The organism is Nostoc sp. KVJ20, from assembly GCF_001712795.1.
In the GTDB taxonomy this organism is placed as follows: domain Bacteria; phylum Cyanobacteriota; class Cyanobacteriia; order Cyanobacteriales; family Nostocaceae; genus Nostoc.
In genome coordinates this window covers 1-17,880 of record NZ_KV757628.1, presented here as the reverse complement: position 1 = coordinate 17,880, position 17,880 = coordinate 1, and the positions used below count along the sequence as shown (strand labels likewise).

Annotated in this window: 10 protein-coding genes; 8 read left to right on the top strand and 2 right to left on the bottom strand. The window is 43.5% G+C overall.

All coding sequences use genetic code 11. From position 1 onward, the window contains the following. The 3 genes from treZ to A4S05_RS17945 all read left to right on the top strand — a co-directional run bounded on the left by treZ (position 1) and on the right by A4S05_RS17945 (position 6,784). Positions 1 to 1,848 (top strand): malto-oligosyltrehalose trehalohydrolase, encoded by a 1,848-nt coding sequence (gene treZ / locus A4S05_RS17955; protein ID WP_069071163.1) that lies wholly within the window; start codon positions 1 to 3, stop codon positions 1,846 to 1,848. 477 nt (positions 1,849 to 2,325) lie between these two features. After that, positions 2,326 to 5,124: a malto-oligosyltrehalose synthase gene (gene treY / locus A4S05_RS17950; RefSeq protein WP_069071162.1), complete on the top strand. Its 2,799-nt coding sequence runs from the start codon at positions 2,326 to 2,328 to the stop codon at positions 5,122 to 5,124. Positions 5,125 to 5,266: 142 nt separating this feature from the next. Further along, positions 5,267 to 6,784, top strand: coding sequence for a trehalase family glycosidase (locus tag A4S05_RS17945; protein WP_069071161.1), 1,518 nt, complete (start codon positions 5,267 to 5,269; stop codon positions 6,782 to 6,784). 165 nt (positions 6,785 to 6,949) lie between these two features. On the opposite strand, the gene ebsA is transcribed toward A4S05_RS17945, so the two are convergent. Continuing rightward, entirely contained in the window at positions 6,950 to 7,324 is a 375-nt protein-coding gene (gene ebsA, locus A4S05_RS17940; RefSeq protein WP_069071160.1) for a type IV pilus biogenesis protein EbsA, read from the bottom strand. Positions 7,325 to 7,501: 177 nt separating this feature from the next. Here ebsA and A4S05_RS41735 point away from each other — a divergent pair, with 177 nt between their 5' ends. The 3 genes from A4S05_RS41735 to A4S05_RS17930 all read left to right on the top strand — a co-directional run bounded on the left by A4S05_RS41735 (position 7,502) and on the right by A4S05_RS17930 (position 10,141). Then, entirely contained in the window at positions 7,502 to 7,660 is a 159-nt protein-coding gene (locus A4S05_RS41735; protein WP_176727037.1) for a hypothetical protein, read from the top strand. A gap of 428 nt (positions 7,661 to 8,088) precedes the next feature. Further along, positions 8,089 to 9,495, top strand: a complete 1,407-nt coding sequence (locus tag A4S05_RS17935; RefSeq protein ID WP_069071159.1) for a glycosyltransferase family 2 protein — start codon at positions 8,089 to 8,091, stop codon at positions 9,493 to 9,495. A gap of 286 nt (positions 9,496 to 9,781) precedes the next feature. Beyond that, positions 9,782 to 10,141, top strand: coding sequence for a hypothetical protein (locus A4S05_RS17930; protein ID WP_141699749.1), 360 nt, complete (start codon positions 9,782 to 9,784; stop codon positions 10,139 to 10,141). Positions 10,142 to 10,411: 270 nt separating this feature from the next. On the opposite strand, the gene A4S05_RS17925 is transcribed toward A4S05_RS17930, so the two are convergent. Beyond that, positions 10,412 to 12,484 carry a DNA polymerase III subunit gamma/tau gene (locus A4S05_RS17925; protein WP_069071157.1) on the bottom strand — a complete coding sequence of 691 codons (2,073 nt, stop codon included), beginning with the start codon at positions 12,482 to 12,484 and terminating at the stop codon, positions 10,412 to 10,414. Between the two features lie 402 nt (positions 12,485 to 12,886). Between A4S05_RS17925 and A4S05_RS17920 the strand changes: the two genes are divergently transcribed. Continuing rightward, entirely contained in the window at positions 12,887 to 13,576 is a 690-nt protein-coding gene (locus tag A4S05_RS17920; protein ID WP_069071156.1) for a hypothetical protein, read from the top strand. Between the two features lie 370 nt (positions 13,577 to 13,946). Further along, entirely contained in the window at positions 13,947 to 17,804 is a 3,858-nt protein-coding gene (locus A4S05_RS17915) for a CHAT domain-containing protein (protein WP_069071155.1), read from the top strand. Positions 17,805 to 17,880: the final 76 nt, after the last annotated feature.

Genomic DNA, 17,880 nt, shown 5'->3' with positions numbered 1-17,880 from the left:
GTGAGAATTGGTGCTAACTACTTAGGTAACGGAGAATGTGAATTTACAGTTTGGTCTCCGCTATTAGATAGCGTTACGGTAAAAACCTTGACGCCACAACAACAGGTTATTCCCCTCAAGCCTCAGTCTGAGGGATACTGGCACGCTAAAGTCAACGATGTATATCCGGGTACGCTTTATCAGTATGTCTTAAATGGCCAAGATGCTTTTGCCGATCCGGCGTCGCAGTATCAACCAGAAGGGGTGCATGGGCCGTCGCAAGTTGTCGATCATCATTTTGATTGGACTGATGAAGCATGGGCAGGTATTCCTTTGGAGTCGATGATTTTCTATGAACTTCATGTTGGGACATTTTCACCTGAAGGAACTTTCACCGCCATTATTTCCCGTTTGCCAGAACTGAGAGAACTAGGAATTAACGCTATTGAAATTATGCCCATCTCCCAGTTTCCGGGAGATACTCATATTGAGGCAACTCTTGCATATCGCAACTGGGGCTATGATGGCGTTTACCCTTTTGCTGTCCAAAATTCTTACGGTAGCCCAGCCGAACTGAAGCAACTAGTAAATGCTTGTCACCAACACAATATTGCCGTTGTGCTGGATGTGGTTTATAACCACTTTGGGCCAGAAGGCAACTACATGAGTCAGTTCGCGCCTTATTTTACTAAAACCTATAAAACGCCGTGGGGCGAAGCGCTAAATTTCGATGATGCCCATAGTCAGGGTTTGCGAAATTATTTTATCGAAAATGCGCTTTACTGGTTGCGAGAATTCCACATTGATGCATTGCGCCTCGATGCGATTCAAGCGATTTACGATTTGGGAGCCAAGCATTTTTTATGGGAACTGTCCGAAGCTGTTCATAATTTCTCACAAGAAGGGCAAACATGGAAACGCCACTTAATTGCTGAAAGTGATTTGAATAATCCGCAAATCATTCGTCCATCAGAATTGGGTGGATATGGAATCGATGCTCAATGGAGTGATGATTTTCACCATGCATTGCACGCACTCTTGACAGGCGATCGCCAAGGGTATTATCAAGATTTTGGGCAGTTTGCTGATTTGGCAAAAGCTTACAACGATACTTTTGTCTACGATTGGAAATACTCGCCCGATCGCAAACGATTTCATGGTATATCTTGCCGCGATCGCTCTTTATCACAGTTTACAGTCTGCATTCAGAATCACGATCAAATCGGCAACCAAATGAAAGGAGAACGCCTCACCCAGCGAATCTCTTTTGAAGGATTAAAGTTGGCTGCTGGTGCTGTGCTGTTGTCTCCCTACTTACCCCTGTTATTTATGGGAGAAGAATACGGTGAAACTGCACCCTTCATTTACTTTGTCAGTCACTCCGATCCAGATTTAATTCAAGCAGTTCGAGCCGGACGCAAGCAAGAATTTGAAGCATTTCACTATGCAGATGATCCCCCAGATCCCGAATCGGCAGAAACTTTCCTGCGTTCTAAACTTAATTGGCAATTACGCCATGAAGGTAATCACAAGATTCTATGGGATTGGTATCGCCAGTTAATTAATTTACGCAAGACGCATCCAGCACTTTTAAATCAAGACCGCAATTTCATTGAAGCAACTAGCGATGAAGACAAGCAGGTAGTCATCGTGCGTCGTTGGTGCGAATCGAGTGAAATAATATTTGTAATGAACTTTAATTCATCACCAGTAAAAGTGACCTTGCCAATTGAGCAAAATGCTAACAAATTGTTGGACTCAGCAGATACCTTATGGTCTGGGCCTGGTTCTGAAGCCGCTGAACATCTGTCTGCGGGTCAAGAAGTGACAGTAAAAGCGACTAGTATAGTCCTGTATGAAAAAGGATGAGGGAGTTACAGCAATTCGCAATTTTGTACAATCAGCCCTTAACTCAACCGTATTAAGATATAGGGTTTCTGAGTTGAGTGCAATACAGACCTAACCCCCAGCCCCTTCCCTACGAGCTACGGTGTACACATATCTTGGTAATGAAGCGCAAACCCTGGATTTACCCCCCTTAATCCCCCCTTGCAAAGGGGGGAGATATCCGGTTCTCCCCCAAGGCATCGGGGGAGTTAGAGGGGGTGAGATGGACATGTGTGTACACTGTAGTCCCTACGAGGGAAGGGGAGTAAGATTTGTTAAAACTTAAAGTTTCGAGCTAAAAGGCTCAACGTTCGAGCTAAAAGGCTCAATGTTCAGGCTAAAAGGCTCAACGTTCAGGCTAAAAGGCTCAATGTTCAGGCTAAAAGGCTCAATGTCCGAGCAAAAAGGCTCAACGTTCAGGCTAAAAGGCTCAAATTCCCACTCGCCCCTAAAAAAAATATGCGAATTCCTACCGCAACTTATCGAATTCAGTTTACACCCCAGTTTGGCTTTGACAACGCTAAAGCGATCGCAGCTTATCTAGCAGATTTAGGTATTTCCGATTTATACGCCTCCCCCATTTTTAAGGCACGCTCTGGGAGTACGCACGGTTACGATATAGTAGATGCAACTCAACTTAACCCCGAACTGGGAACTAATGAATCCTTTGATGCATTAGTTGATGAAGTTCAATCCCTTGGTATGGGCTGGTTGCAAGATATTGTGCCCAATCACATGGCCTATACCAGCGAAAATCTTTACTTGATGGACGTATTAGAACACGGGCCAGATTCCACTTATACCGACTACTTCGACCTTTCTTGGAATGCACCCTTTGGCAATCGCCAAGAGCGAATTCTCGCGCCACTACTGGGAGATTTCTATGGTGCGTCCCTAGAAAACGGACACATTCAACTGCAATACGAAGAAAACGGTTTAACTGTCAACTATTACAGCTTAAAACTGCCACTGCGGTTAGAGTCGTACACAAAATTTATCACTCATAATTTAGGTAAGCTCACCCGTACACTAGGACGCAATCACCCCGATTTTATTAAGCTATTGGGGATTCTCTACATTCTCAAAAATGTGCCCTCAGAGGTTGCGGGAAAACAGCGACAAGACCAAATCGCATTTATTAAAGGATTAGTTTGGGAACTCTACACCACAAACGATACGATTCGTGAGTTTATTGACGAAAATATCCAAACTTTTAACGGAGAACCGGGTAATCCAGAAAGCTTTAACTTGCTAGATGAATTACTGAATGACCAATTTTACCGTCTCGCCTTCTGGAAAGTTGGGGCGGAGGAAATGAACTATCGCCGTTTCTTTACTGTCAACGAACTGATTTCTGTAAAAGTTGAAGAACTGCGAGTTTTTAATAATACCCACAGCCTAATTCAAAAACTGGTTGAGGAAGGCAAATTTACAGGTTTACGCATTGACCATATTGATGGACTTTATAACCCAATCCAGTATCTTGAAAGGTTGAGAGAAAAGACGGGAGATACTTATATCACCGTTGAGAAGATTTTAGAATTTAGCGAAGAATTACCAGAAAATTGGGAAATTGAAGGTACATCTGGATATGACTTTTTGAACTATGTAAATGGTGTATTTTGTCAATATGAAAATGAACCACAGTTTGATAAAATCTACCAGAACTTTATTGGTTCAAGAGTAGATTATGCCTCGGTAGTGAAGGATAAAAAGCACCTGATACTGGAAAAGAATTTAGCAGGTGATATTGACAATTTGGCTCTTTTACTCAAGAATATTTCCAGTAAATATCGCTATGGCAATGATTTTACACTGAATGGATTAAAAAGAGCGATCGCAGAAGTTTTGACACTCTTCCCGATTTATCGTACTTATATTACCCCCGATGGCATTGGAGATAGCGATCGCGCCACCATTCAAGAAGTAATTAGCCAAGCCAAAGAACAAGCGCCCCTGTTGCAGCACGAATTGACCTTTATTGAAAAGTTAATGCTGCTAGAGTTTGATAATTCTCTGACTCAAACAGAACGCGAACAGTGGATATATTTTGTCTTGCGAATGCAGCAATACAGCGGCCCGCTTATGGCCAAAGGCGTTGAAGACACCACATTATATGTTTACAATCGCTTGCTGTCGCTAAATGAAGTTGGGGGTAATCCCAGTCATTTTGGAATTACAGTAACCAAATTTCATGACTTTAACCAACAGCACCAAGCAACCTGGCCCCACACAATGAACACCACAGCCACCCACGACACCAAGCGCGGCGAAGATGTGCGGGCTAGGTTGAATGTCCTCTCAGAAATCCCCGATGAGTGGGAACAGCAGGTAAATACTTGGAGCGCCATTAATCGAGGAAATCGTAGCCATCGCCACGGGTTTGCTATGCCCGATCGCAATGATGAGTATTTTCTCTATCAAACCCTGGTGGGGGCGTTTCCCTTTGCCGAACATGAACAGGCATCCTTTGTGGAACGGGTGAAGGACTATATAATTAAAGCAATTCGAGAAGCGAAAGTGCATACAGCATGGTTGCGGCCTGATAGCGAGTACGAAGAAGCTTGTACCTCCTTTATTGAGAAAGTACTCGACTCTTCCATCTCTGGGGAATTTCTAGAAGTTTTTCGTCCTTTTCAACAGCGAATTGCAGACTATGGGATATTCAATTCCCTTTCTCAAACTCTATTAAAAAGTACCGCACCTGGTATACCAGACTTTTACCAAGGAACGGAATTTTGGGAACTCAGCCTCGTAGATCCAGACAATCGCCGTCCCGTGGATTTTGAACAGAGACGTACTTACTTAAGCGCCATCCGCGAACAAGCAAAAACAGATATTCTCGGACTAATTCAGGAGTTACTGAACCAGAAAACCGACGGTAGAATTAAACTATTTTTAACGGCTCAATTACTCCAAGCCAGAACAAACTATGTTTCATTATTCCAGGACGGTGACTATCTACCCTTAGAAGTTCAAGGAACCTCCGCCAATCACATTATCGCCTTTGCGCGACGGGAAGGAAATCAAACAGCGATCGCGATCGCACCTCGCTTTTTAACCAGCCTCATTCAACCTGGAGACAACCCCCTGGGCGAGTCGGTTTGGCAAGATACGCATCTACAATTACCCCCTGGAACTTCCCACACCTGGAAAAATGTTATAACTCAGCAACCCTTACAAGCTACAGAAACCCTATCTATCGCAGCAGCCCTCACCCATTTTCCAGTAGCTCTCTTAATTAGCACTGCCGAGTAAAAATATAAATCCATCACACGTAGAGAGAACCCAGTAAAACCTCTGCGTACCTCTGCGGTTCCCTTCGCGACGGCAGTCGCTCATGGGGGAAACCCCCAAGACCGCGCTGCCTCCCCTTTGCGTTAAAAAATAATTCTGAATTATGACCACTCCCCCAGCACTTACCACCGCGCAAATTGAAGCCGTGCGCGTCCATATTAAAAAAACGTGGAAAACCTTAACGCGATCGCACGAACACTTATTACAATCTGCCAAGGATACCAAACTAGACCACAAAAGCGGCACTCCTTGGATAGTCTACATTTCACCATCAGAAGATTGTCCCAACATTCAAACGGTGTTAGAGCGATCGCTATCTTCCAAAGATATGCAACAGCTTGAAATTCGCACTTTACCACCAGAAGTCGAAGCAATTAAAGAACACGGATTACTATACCTACCAGGGCCTTATATCGTCCCTGGTGGGCGCTTTAACGAAATGTATGGCTGGGATAGCTACTTTATATTACTGGGACTTTTACACGATGAAGAATTGGATCTAGCCCAAAGCCAAGTAGAGCAAATGCTTTATCAGGTGCAGCATTACGGCACTATCCTCAATTCCAATCGGACTTATATGCTGTCGCGATCGCAACCCCCCGTCCTCAGCATGATGGTTTTGGCGCTATTCCAGCACACCCAGGATGAAGAGTGGCTAAGGTCAACCGTACCGATCCTAGAACAGTTTTATTATTACTGGGTAGTACCGCCCCATCTCAATGCTCCCATAGGCTTATCCCGATTCTATGCTTTTGGGGAAGGCCCCGCGCCAGAAGTTTTGTTCTCTGAGCGGGATGAAGAGGGAAAAAGCCACTACGATCGCGTCAAGGAGTACTATAAAACTTTTGAGGTTGAGGATTATGACGTTAGTCTTTACTACAACCAAGAAAATGACGAATTGACCAATCTATTTTATCGGGGCGATCGCACCATGCGAGAGTCTGGTTTTGATATCACCAACCGATTTGGCCCCTTCAGTGCTGACATCCTTCACTATGCTCCTGTGTGCCTCAACAGTTTGCTGTATCAGGTGGAACAAGACTTGGGGCAAATTAACGACATTTTAGGGAACGCAGAACTGGAAAAACAATGGCGCGATCGTGCAAATATCCGCCGCGATCGCATCGATAAATGTCTCTGGGATGAAGAACGGGGACTTTATCTGGATTATCACTTCCAAAGTGGAAAACGCCGCCGCTACGAATTTGCTACCACCTTCTATCCTCTATGGCTGGGAATTGCTTCTCAAGCTCAAGCCCAGCGCGTCGTAGAAAATCTCTCATTGTTTGAAGCCCCAGGCGGAATTTTGACCAGTACTCATGTCACCGGAAACCAATGGGATGCGCCCTTTGGCTGGGCACCATTGACATTAATTGCCGTCCAGGGACTTCACCGCTATGGGTATCATACAGAAGGCGATCGCATTACCAACAAATTCCTGGCTATGGTAATTAAAGAATTCGAGCGTCACAACACTCTAGTTGAGAAATATGATGTTGAACGCTGTTCCGCCAACGTTTCCGACGAAATCTCTTTTGGATATAGTTCTAACGAAGTTGGTTTCGGCTGGACAAATGGAGTCATTCTGGAACTTTTAGCAGCCGATGGGAAAAAAGTTTAAAGTCAGAATTCAGGAGTCAGAATTCAGGAGTCAGAATATAGATCAATACAGTTCAGAATGAGCAACAAAACCCTCATGTAGAGACGCGATTTATCGCGTCTTCAAAGACCTCGAAATCCTTGGTAGGGACAATTGATGAATTGTCCCTACATCGGCTGAGTTCACTCAATCATCTATACGTAGTAACTTGCGATAAAACGGTTGTGAAAAATCGGTCACGCGATGACGTTTATAGTTGTCCATAAGTTCAATTAAAAAATTAATAAACTCGAAACTGGCCATCATTAGTTCGTAACTCAAGTCAGCATTGCCATCAAACTGAATTCGGCAACGGGTTAAGTCTGATGGTAGGGTAGCAACATTCCAGGAGGCGACAAAAGGGACGTGTTCACTGGCTTCTATCTTCCTGTGTCCCTCCAAGACCCCTTTTTGATAAAGACTGATGGCATAAGGTAAAAAATTGCGCTTAGTACCCTGAACGTAAGGTAAGTAAACACTGGCTTGTTGTTGAGTGGCAGGCTGGAGTTGTTCAATAGACATTGTTAAATATTCCTCAAGTTAGTTTGCAACCGGGGATATTAGTGGATGTTAGTAGTATTCCCAAAAGATGTATCTAAAGCACACAGTGGTGAGTGGGGAATAGGGAATGGGGCATAGGGCATAGGGAATGGGGAATGGGGAATAGGGAATAGGGAATAGGGAATAGGGAGCAGAGTAGTGGAGTTCAAAGACTCATTAGCAAGTATCAAAGACTCATCCCTTATGCCCCATGCCCAATGCCCCATGCCCTATGCCCAATGCCCCATGCCCAATGCCCCATGCCCAATGCCCAATGCCCCATGCCCAATAAATGAAGTTACTGCTAAGAAATATTAAAATTTCGGTTAGAATGGGGCTGCATAAACTTTTATCAAAGCGGGGAGCAATAACATAAAAACCCCCCACTGTAAAGTTGTGGATGTTATTATTGCTGTTTCTCCCAACAACAAGCTGCTGCTACCTTACTATTACTTTGCCCAAATCGGAGTTCTCATTAGAGAAAGTCCGACTCTACAAGCTTCCTGCCCAAGTGGCTATCAAAGGAATCAAGCCTCTGTTTAGGAGTAGCAAACGTGGTTAATTTGAGGTAATTACCCAGAGTGGCAGTGACAACAAAGGTAGTCTTAGCGGCTTTTGGCTTAGGGATAGCGGGTATTGCAGTTTATCCATTCCGATTAATATCGGGAAAAGTAGCTTAGGGATATTTGTCCGTAAAATTACTAACTGTAGACAAATAGTGGTTTTTGAATCAAGCAACCTAACCTATGCCAGCGAATTCCTGGCCCGAAAAAGATTCTTATCAAGAGCTTGAGCCGCTCAACTCCTTGTTGTCTGACCTATCAGTAGATGAGGAGTCAGTGTTAGAGACAGATTCTATGTCTCTACCATCCCGGTTTCAAGGTCGTAGAGGCAAAGCAGCTCTAGTCTTGACTATCGTCTGGAGTGGCACAATCGCTCTACATTTAGTTTCTTGGGCTTCCATTTTTATTCTAGGACTGACCACCATTCTAGGATTTCATGCTTTGGTGGTAGTGTTTACTAAATCCCGTCGCTATCCAAAAGAAATACAGGGAGATTTACCTTCTGTTTCTGTGCTGGTGGCTGCAAAAAATGAGGAAGCGGTAATTGCTAAATTAGTCAAAAATCTTTGTAATCTGGAATATCCAGGTGGGCAGTACGAAATTTGGATAATTGACGATCACAGCAGTGATAGCACGCCGGATTTATTAGCAGAACTCGAACAGAAACACGATCAACTGAAAGTACTAAGGCGTTCAGCAGAAGCTACTGGTGGCAAATCGGGGGCGTTGAATCAGGTATTGCCGCTGACAAAGGGCGATATTATAGCAGTATTTGATGCTGATGCCCAAGTAACACCAGACTTGCTGCAACAGGTAGTACCTTTATTTCAAAGAGAAAACGTGGGGGCGGTGCAGGTGCGAAAAGCGATCGCCAACGCTAAAGCAAACTTTTGGACTAAGGGTCAAATGGCAGAAATGGCCCTTGATACCTGGTTTCAGCAACAGCGGACTGCCCTTGGTGGCATTGGTGAACTGCGGGGAAATGGTCAATTTGTCCGGCGTTCCGCCTTGGAAAGCTGCGGTGGCTGGAATGAAGAAACCATTACCGATGATTTGGATTTGACAATCCGTTTACATTTGAATAAATGGGATATTGAGTGTGTTTTCCATCCAGCGGTGCAAGAAGAAGGTGTGACAAGTGCGATCGCACTTTGGCATCAGCGCAACCGTTGGGCAGAAGGTGGTTATCAACGCTACCTGGATTATTGGGATTTAATTCTCAAAAACCGCATGGGAACTCGCAAGAGTTGGGATTTGCTGATTTTTATGCTGATTATGTATATTTTGCCAACAGCAGCAGTCCCAGATTTATTAATGGCGATCGCTCGTCATCGTCCACCCATGTTAAGTCCCATCACAGGCTTGTCCGTTACTATGTCGATGGTAGGGATGTTTACAGGTCTGAAGCGGGTACGTCAAGATCAAAAATTCCCACTTTCTACATATCTTACGATGCTGATGCAAACCCTGCGTGGCAGTTTATATATGTTGCACTGGTTAGTCGTCATGAGCAGTACTACTGCCCGGATGTCGGTAAGACCAAAGCGCCTGAAATGGGTGAAAACCTTGCATACGGGGAATGGGGAATAGCCCATTTGGGGAATTAAAAATAACAGAGGCAGGAGACAGGAGGAATAATGCCCTCTGCCTCCTGCCTTTTTCACTGAAAAACTTCGCCACTGATAGTAACATTGTAGCGATGAAAGTATCCTACGTTCAGGTCAATTAAGTTGATACTACTGTGTATTTTATACTGAGTAAATAAATAGTTTTGAGAGTGCTAAATCGTAAATTATAGTTAGTGTAAAGCCAAAAATATGACAAGTGTAATCTCTCTTTTAAATGCTGACTTTCGTGCCTGAGACTCCTGATGAAAATGAATGAAGAACAATGGCGGCTACTTAGGAAAGAACACTGGTTACTGCTTAAGCAGCAATTTCCCATTGGTCGTAAGTTTTGGGCAAAAGTAGGAAAAATTAAACCTTTTGGCATATTTATAGAAGTCGATAATTTTCCAAAGGATTCCTATAGGTATATAGGTTTAATTCATATTGGGCCTATTTTTTACTACAAAGAGGAATGTAAACCACTACCTCTAGATTATGCTCAGTGGCCTCAAGAAGGCACGTATATTTATTGTATGGTTTATTATTATCAAGAAGAACACGACAACAATAATGGACAACTTAGGTTACGTTGGCTGGGGGAAACCAGTCAATCTCGACCTAAAGCATAGCGATTATCCCTCACTTTATAAGCAACTATATTACTCAAAAAAATCGGTTACATCGCATATTTTATGGTAAAAACAAACAAACAACTAATTAATTAAACAAAATAAACTTAACTATTAGTAAAACTAAAAATCTAAGTCGAATATAGCTTTGTAGTATTTTCTTGAAACTAAAATCACGAGTAAGGTATAATTATTAACATCAGCTTTGATTATTTTTCCGCATCAAATAAGTTTTATTCATTTCCCAGTTTTTAATTAAATACAAGAGCATTATTCATCATCAACTTCTGCTTCTTCTACCCATTCAGGTGTAGTTATGGAATCGGAGAATTCTGGGAAATCATCTGCAAAACGGATAATTTGTCCGTTGAAAAATTCTGCTAGACGTTGAGCTGCGATCGCTACTTCATCAACTTCCCAATCAGTTGTAGGTGTTTGCTTTGGCGGTGGAGGCAAAGTTTGCGCCCCATTTCCATTTCCCCTATTTCCATTTGTCCCATTTCCATTTACTCCATTTCCATTTGCCCCATTGCCATTTCTTGCTGCTGGCTCGATTTTTAGGGCTGCTGGTGCTGGCGTTGCTGGCTGTGGTACTGGCGCTGGAGACGAAATTTGCTGGTTGTAACTAGAAGTAGCTGGTTGCTGAACACGAGTAGAGTCTTTTGGCGGAGGATTTTTTCTGGCTGAGGTAGAGTTTGAAGAAATTCCTTTTTCTATATTTATCTGGATTTCACGCTGGAAAGTCTGCTGGAAAGCTGCCGTAATCATCGGTAGATAAGATTTCCCCTTGTCATACCATGCCTGTTTAATAGCAATTCGAGCCACAACACCGTCGAACTCGATAAGTTGGCTCATTTGACGTAGCATTTCTTGCCTAGATTTTGGCTGGAGGTTAGCAAGCACTTGTTGCCAAACCTGAGTTAAGTCATATTCTGCTTCCCCAACAACTTCTGAAGTTACTGGTTCAACGTTCACAGGTGGCACAGAAACAGATATAGGTTCTGGGGTTGGTGGTGAAACTGAGTTAACAACAGAATTGTGATTTGTTTGCCGTTCAACTACGGGAGATGAAGTGACGGGCTGATTTTGGGCAACCGCTAGATGATGGTTTGCAGAATTATGATTTGTTTGCGGTTCAACTACAGGTACAGAAGAGACTGGTTGATTTTGAACAACTGCTGGAGGATAGCTTGGAGATACAACAGGTGTGTGAACTCGCGGCGCGACACTTGGGGCTTGTAGTTGAATGTTTGTCGCACTGGGTAACAATCCTAATAATGTTACTTCCAACCACAAACGCGGCTGGGTGCTATTTTTAATTTGCACTTCAGCTTCTCGCAAGTGTTTTTGTCCTGCTAAAATCACGCTCATATCGAAGTATTGAGCAAACTCAACCAGCCCTTTCCAGGTTTGCTGAGTACAAGCAACCAAATCGTGGCGATTGGGTGCGGTTTTAGCTATGAGTAAATCGCGGTAGAAGGCGGCGAGATTTTGCAGAATAGTTAGCGGTTCTCGACCACGATCTAGGATGTAGTGAGTACAGTCTAGAACTGCTTCGGGCTTATCTTGAGCGATCGCATTTAACAGTTTTAGCAAGTCCTGTTCGCTCACCGTCCCAACTAAATCCCAAACTCTATCCGGTGTTACTTCACCCGCTAATAAACCCAATTGGTCGAGCAAACTTTCGGCATCTCGCAACCCTCCTTGAGCAAGTTGGCCTACCAGGGTTACAGCATCGGTTGAAATATGAATGTTTTCTTTAGATGCGATCGCACTTAAATGCTTCACCATCGCTTCTAACTGAATACGTCTAAAATCAAACCTTTGACAGCGCGAAATAATCGTTGGTAACACCCGTTGCGGGTCTGTTGTCGCCAACACAAAAACCACGTGTCTCGGTGGTTCTTCTAGTGTCTTTAGTAGCGCGTTGAATGCCTGGGTACTTAGCATGTGGCATTCATCAATAACATAAACCTTGTAGCGACACTGCACAGGGGCAAACTGGGCTTTTTCAATCAATTCGCGGATATTATCGACACCAGTGTTGCTAGCAGCATCGATTTCAATTACATCTAAGGCGTAGCCCTTAGTGATCCCCTGACAAACATCACATACACCGCAGGGTTCTGCGGTGGGCTTGTCACTTTTGAGACAATTGAGGGATTTAGCCAGAATTCGGGCACTAGAAGTTTTCCCCGTACCTCTAGGCCCAGTGAATAAATAGGCGGGGGCGATTTTGGATGTGCCGATCGCGTTCGTGAGGGTGGTGGCGATCGCCTCTTGGCCCACCAGTTCAGCAAAACTTTTGGGGCGATATTTGTGGTGCAGGGGTTCGTAAGACATGGAAAAATAGACTTCAATGCCTTTCAACGTGAATTAGTAGCACCGAGTCGAGTTTAGGATTCAACTATTTTAAACTCTCGTACCTGCTTTGTTTATCGATGTTGCCATAGCCCTTGCACTCAACTCATGCCGTAAATTTTGGCACTCAGGAAAGCAAGCAACTAGAGCTTATCCTCTACTATGACTTCAACATCAATGTATGGGAATTATAGCATATCATTTAGTACATTTGTTCTAGTAGAAGAGTGGGAAGTAGGGAAAAAAGAACTAATGACAAATGACAAATGACCAATAACAAATGACAAATGACAAATGACAAATGACAAATGACAAAGAACTAACGCCATAGTCCAGTGCGATCGCTACAATTTTAGAATAAGCAATATTCGATGGTGCTAGCAGATGCTCAAGCGGCTATTTCAATGGCTCAAAAAGCTTTTTCAGAGCTTGTTTGGTGGAAAACAGACTACCTCAAAATCTAAGGGGAATGTGGCAAAAGAACCAGCACCACCCTTAAACGATACGGATCTGGAATTTCTCTTCAACGAACTGTTGCAAGGAGTCCATCAAGCACGAGGGGAAGCATGGGCACAGAAGTGGCTGCACAATATTGAACATCGTATCCCAACTGAACGCTGGGTTGAATGGTTAGGGCGCTTTGGCGACAAATTGCTGGCATCACCTACACCCAATAATGAAATGGCTGCGCGGTTAGTGCAACTTGGTGAGTTGAACATCGGAGAAATCGGAGATGTTGCCTATAGTATCGGGATGCAGTTGTTGACACGCAATCAAGGCGAACCAATCTGGGAATATGAAGGGCCAGATGCTCTCAGTACGACTTTGCCCTCTGAGACAACTGCCCCAGTATCAGAGTTAACAGATACACCAGCAGATAACCCCCCGGAGGGAGAATACCAAACTGTCACCCTAGAAGAGTTGTTTGTGATGTTACAGGAAGATGAAAACTTACGCCAGCAGATTGCTCAACAGCTTGCTGTTGAAACAGATGACCCACAAGTGCTTGTCCAGGCATTGATTAGTCAACTATATCCTGCTGGTGAATCGACTACAGAGCAAACAGAAAATTAACGAACTTTGGGGGTTTAAGTCCCCAGCAAGACAGGCAGCCCGTTTTGGGTCGGGGTCTAAATCCCCGGACGCTGGCAGACTCCCTAACGCAAAACGTAATTGCGTTAGCGTAGCGGGGCGTTAGCCCATTGCGAATTGCGAATTGCGAATTGCGAATTGCGAATTGTTTTAACGACTTCCCAAAGTCAAAACTCAAGAGTTAAATCTGGGAATTGTAACGTTGTAATGCTATACTCTTGAGGTTTTGTATATTTTTTGCTAACCTTCTACGGAAGCGCTGTCAGAATCTAATGGATTTTTACGTAATTCATGAGTTTTTTAACACAACGATGGCTACAATCTAGAAAAACAAAATCCAAGAGTGTGGCAGATGCTCAGGCGGATATCGCAGTCGCTTAAAAGGTTATTCAAGCGCCTCATTGCAAGTAAGCAGACTAGTTCTCTCAAGGGTGTGAGAGGACACAATCTGGTGGAGGTACTACCAGAACTAACCAATGCGGATCTGGAACAATTGTTTATTCAATTGTTAGAAGGCGTGCATCAAGCACGAGGACGACAGTGGGCATTGAGGTATCTGCAACGACTCGAAAATCGGATTCCGGCTGAACGCTGGATCGATTGGTTGGTGATGTTTGGCGAAAGCTTGCTAGCCTCACCCGCACCCAATCCTCTGTTAGCAACGCAGATGGTGGAATTGGGTGAACTTGATGTTGGCAGAATTGGAGATGTTGCATATAACATTGGCATCCGGCTAATGCAAAACTTACCTACAGAGATAGAGTATCAGGACAATCAGCCGCAAGATGAGGTAGAAGTCACTCCTGGGCAAGAACTGTTGCGCGATTTGGGCGAACAGTTATGGGAGCATGATGAGCCAGATGTCGTAGAAGTCACTCCTGGGCAAGAACTGCTGCGCGATTTGGGCGAGCAGTTATGGGAGTATGATGAGCCAGATATCGTAGAAACTACAACCGATGAAGAAATTCTCCCAATTTCTCCTGGGCAAGAGCTAATCCGTAGCTTAGGTGAGCAATTGTGGGAATATGAGGTGCAAGATGTTGAACCGATAACTTCAGCCCCCCAAAATGCCTATTTTGAAGAAATATTGACCGAAAACTTAGAGGAACTGGTATTGGAGTATGAAGGTGAAGATGCTCAAACGGCAATACCTGAAAATCTCCCTCTCCCCGCAGCGGAAGATTCAATCACTTCATTAGCTGAACTAAGATTTGGCAATGAAGAGAAAGTTAATCCAACTCAAACACCAGCAAATCTCCTTTTTACTAGACAAAGAACTGAATTAACAACGTCTTCCTCAGAGGAAAGCTGGGATAGCACTTTGACGAATTTAGAGCCAAATGTGGCTTATACCCTAGATGAGTTGTGGGTGAGATTAGATCAAAGTACCAATTTAGTCCAGCAACTTGCTTCTGATCTGGCAGTTCAAAGCAGTAATTCCCCAGGTATTATTGAGCGACATAGCGATAATCCGATTACCCACGCTCAAGGGTGGTTTTACCAAGGTCTTCAGCAAGCGAAAACAGGCGATTTGTTAGGCGCGATCGCATCTTATGATCAAGCTATTGAACTACAACCTGAATTCTCAGAATATTGGTTTAACCGAGGCTTGACGCTATTCCATTTAGAACGTTTTGATGAAGCGATCGCATCTTACGAAACAGCGACACAACTGAAACCCGACTTCTACAAAGCTTGGTATAACCGGGGTGGAACTCTCGGAGAATTAGGATACTTTGAAGAAGCGATCGCTTCTTTTGATAAAGCTATAGAAATTAAACCAGACTATCAAGAAGCGTGGTCTAGCAAGGGTTTAGCGCTACTGAAGTTGGGTTGGCTACCAGAAGCTATTGCGAGTTATGACCAAGCGCTGCATTTGGAACCAGAAGACCAGGAAAACTGGTATCACCGAGGTATAGCCCTGGCTGTCGGCGAACAATTTGCCGAGGCGATTATCTCTTACGATAGAGCGCTAGAAATTTACCCAGAGTACCACGAAGTCTGGATAGACCGGGGTGTAGTGCTGTTTAATTTAGGAAGATGGTCAGAAGCGATCGCTTCCTGGGATAAAGCACTTTCCATTCAAGCCGACTTCTACTTAGCTTGGTACAACCGAGGTATAGCATTAGACAACTTGGGACGTAGACAAGAAGCGATCGCCTCCTATCGACAAGCGATCGCTATTAAACCCGACTTCCACTTAGCTTGGTATAATCAGGCGTTAGCACTGTTTTATTTAGAACAATTTGCCGAAGCGATCGTTTGTTATGACAACGCTTTGCAAATTAAACAAGATTATTGGGAAGCTTGGATTGGTCGGGGAACTGCGATCGGTAATTTAGTGAACTCTGACGCCTTGCTGAATTTTTCGAGTAGTATCACAGCGACAAATCCCGCCTTACAACAGAGTGGCTACGAAGGAAAATTAGCCAGCTACGAGGAAGGGTTAAAGCATCTGCGAACAGATACCCATCCAGAAGGTTGGGGGAGATTGCATTTTGCGATCGCTAATACTTACTATGAGCAAGGCAAAAAACATAGCAATACCCGCGATTATTGGCGCAAAGCCGCATCTGAGTACCATCAAGCGCTGTTAACCCTGACATTAGAATATTTTCCCCAGTTGCACCTAGAGGTTTTGCAATCTCTAAGCAAAGTGCTGATGGGTTTGGGACAAACAACACAAGTTCAAGAATTACTACAACGCGGTACAGATTTATTGCAACAATTACTGAGTGAAGAAACTCGCTCAGACGAAAGTAAAAAACAGCTAGCTTTAAAATTTGCAGGCTTTAATCAATTGGCAGTTGATTTAGCGGTAGAGTCTGGTGATTTAGTTGAAGCCTGGGAAATTGCCGAACAAGGTAAAAACGCTTGTTTAAACTGGCTACTTTACGGCTGGGATGATAATATTTACTCGCCTTATTATGGGGCAATTCAACAACTATTCAATCCTACAACAGCAATTATTTACTGGCATATTAGTCCAGTCGCTCTACAGACTTTTATTCTCAAAGACCAAGCACCATCACCAATCCTACTCTTTACACCCATGCAAGATACTGGGGTAATACCTTTAGGAGAAGATGCTATCCGTCTTAATGAATTGCCCCTACCTGAAGCAGTGCAACGCCTAATTCAATTTGAAACTTGGCTAGAAGATTGGCATCAACAATACCAAGAATATCGCAGCACGGCCCAAGACAAAGAAAGTAAAAGCCAGCATTCTTGGCGAGTTGATATGGAAGAGAAGCTGTTGCAACTGTATGAAATCCTGAATATTTCCACAATTGCACAGGAACTCGAAGGCATCACCCAACTGGTTTTAATTCCTCACCGTGACTTGTACAGATTGCCCATTCATACTCTTTTCCATCTCTCTTCTCCATCACTGGAAGAGTTACCGAATGTAGAATCAAATTTCACCGTCACCTATCTACCTAGTGCCCAAGTAGGTTTATCAATCAGAACTGAAGATATTTGGCAGTGGCAAAATAAGTTATTACTCAGTATTGAACATCCTGAGAGTACAGGTTATCCCACACTTAAATTTGCCAAACTTGAGTCTGAAATTGTTAGCCAGATGTTCAATAATATCCAACGAATTCAGGGTTCAGAAGCGACAAAAAATATTGTCGAAAATGCCTTGTTTGATAATTACAACATCTTCCATTTTACAGGTCGTGTCACTAATAATTTGGCTGAACCTAAAAAGTCAGAATTAGCATTAACAGGTGAAGACAGACTTACTCTAGATGAAATCTGCCAACAAAATCTCGCAAGTTACAATCTTATTACTCTCTCTGCCTGTGAAAATTTAATTACTACCAACCACACTATCAGCACCGAATATGTGAGTTTAGTTACTGGTTTTGTGAGTCAGGGCGTTCCTCATGTAGTGAGTACTCTCTGGAGTGTAGAATCTTCGGCTAGTGCCTTGGTGATGATTGAGTTTTACCGACGATTACAGCCCAATAAATCAGCCGTTACAGCCTTAGCTGAAGCAACACGATGGCTGAAAGAATTAACTGCTGGTGAACTGACAAAATGGTATGAAGATGTTTTGAATAATCTGCATCCTGAAGAAGTAAGAATTCAAACTTATTTGGCTACACAACTATATAGAAATAGTAAAATGGCCTCAGATAAAAATCTTTATAATCATCCTTATTACTGGGCAGCATTCACGATTACGGGTAAGCCGAATTAATTCTTTTAGGGAACTCCAAGAAATAAATTATTTAATTTTGTAGGGTGGGCATCTTGCCATTGGCGTCAAGTTAAGA

Coding starts and splice junctions, on each gene's coding strand:
- treY (WP_069071162.1), top strand. CDS start 2,326: ATGCGAATTCCTACCGCAACTTATCGAATTCAGTTTACACCCCAGTTT.
- A4S05_RS17945 (WP_069071161.1), top strand. CDS start 5,267: ATGACCACTCCCCCAGCACTTACCACCGCGCAAATTGAAGCCGTGCGC.
- ebsA (WP_069071160.1), bottom strand. CDS start 7,324: ATGTCTATTGAACAACTCCAGCCTGCCACTCAACAACAAGCCAGTGTT.
- A4S05_RS17935 (WP_069071159.1), top strand. CDS start 8,089: ATGCCAGCGAATTCCTGGCCCGAAAAAGATTCTTATCAAGAGCTTGAG.
- A4S05_RS17930 (WP_141699749.1), top strand. CDS start 9,782: ATGAATGAAGAACAATGGCGGCTACTTAGGAAAGAACACTGGTTACTG.
- A4S05_RS17925 (WP_069071157.1), bottom strand. CDS start 12,484: ATGTCTTACGAACCCCTGCACCACAAATATCGCCCCAAAAGTTTTGCT.
- A4S05_RS17920 (WP_069071156.1), top strand. CDS start 12,887: ATGCTCAAGCGGCTATTTCAATGGCTCAAAAAGCTTTTTCAGAGCTTG.
- A4S05_RS17915 (WP_069071155.1), top strand. CDS start 13,947: ATGCTCAGGCGGATATCGCAGTCGCTTAAAAGGTTATTCAAGCGCCTC.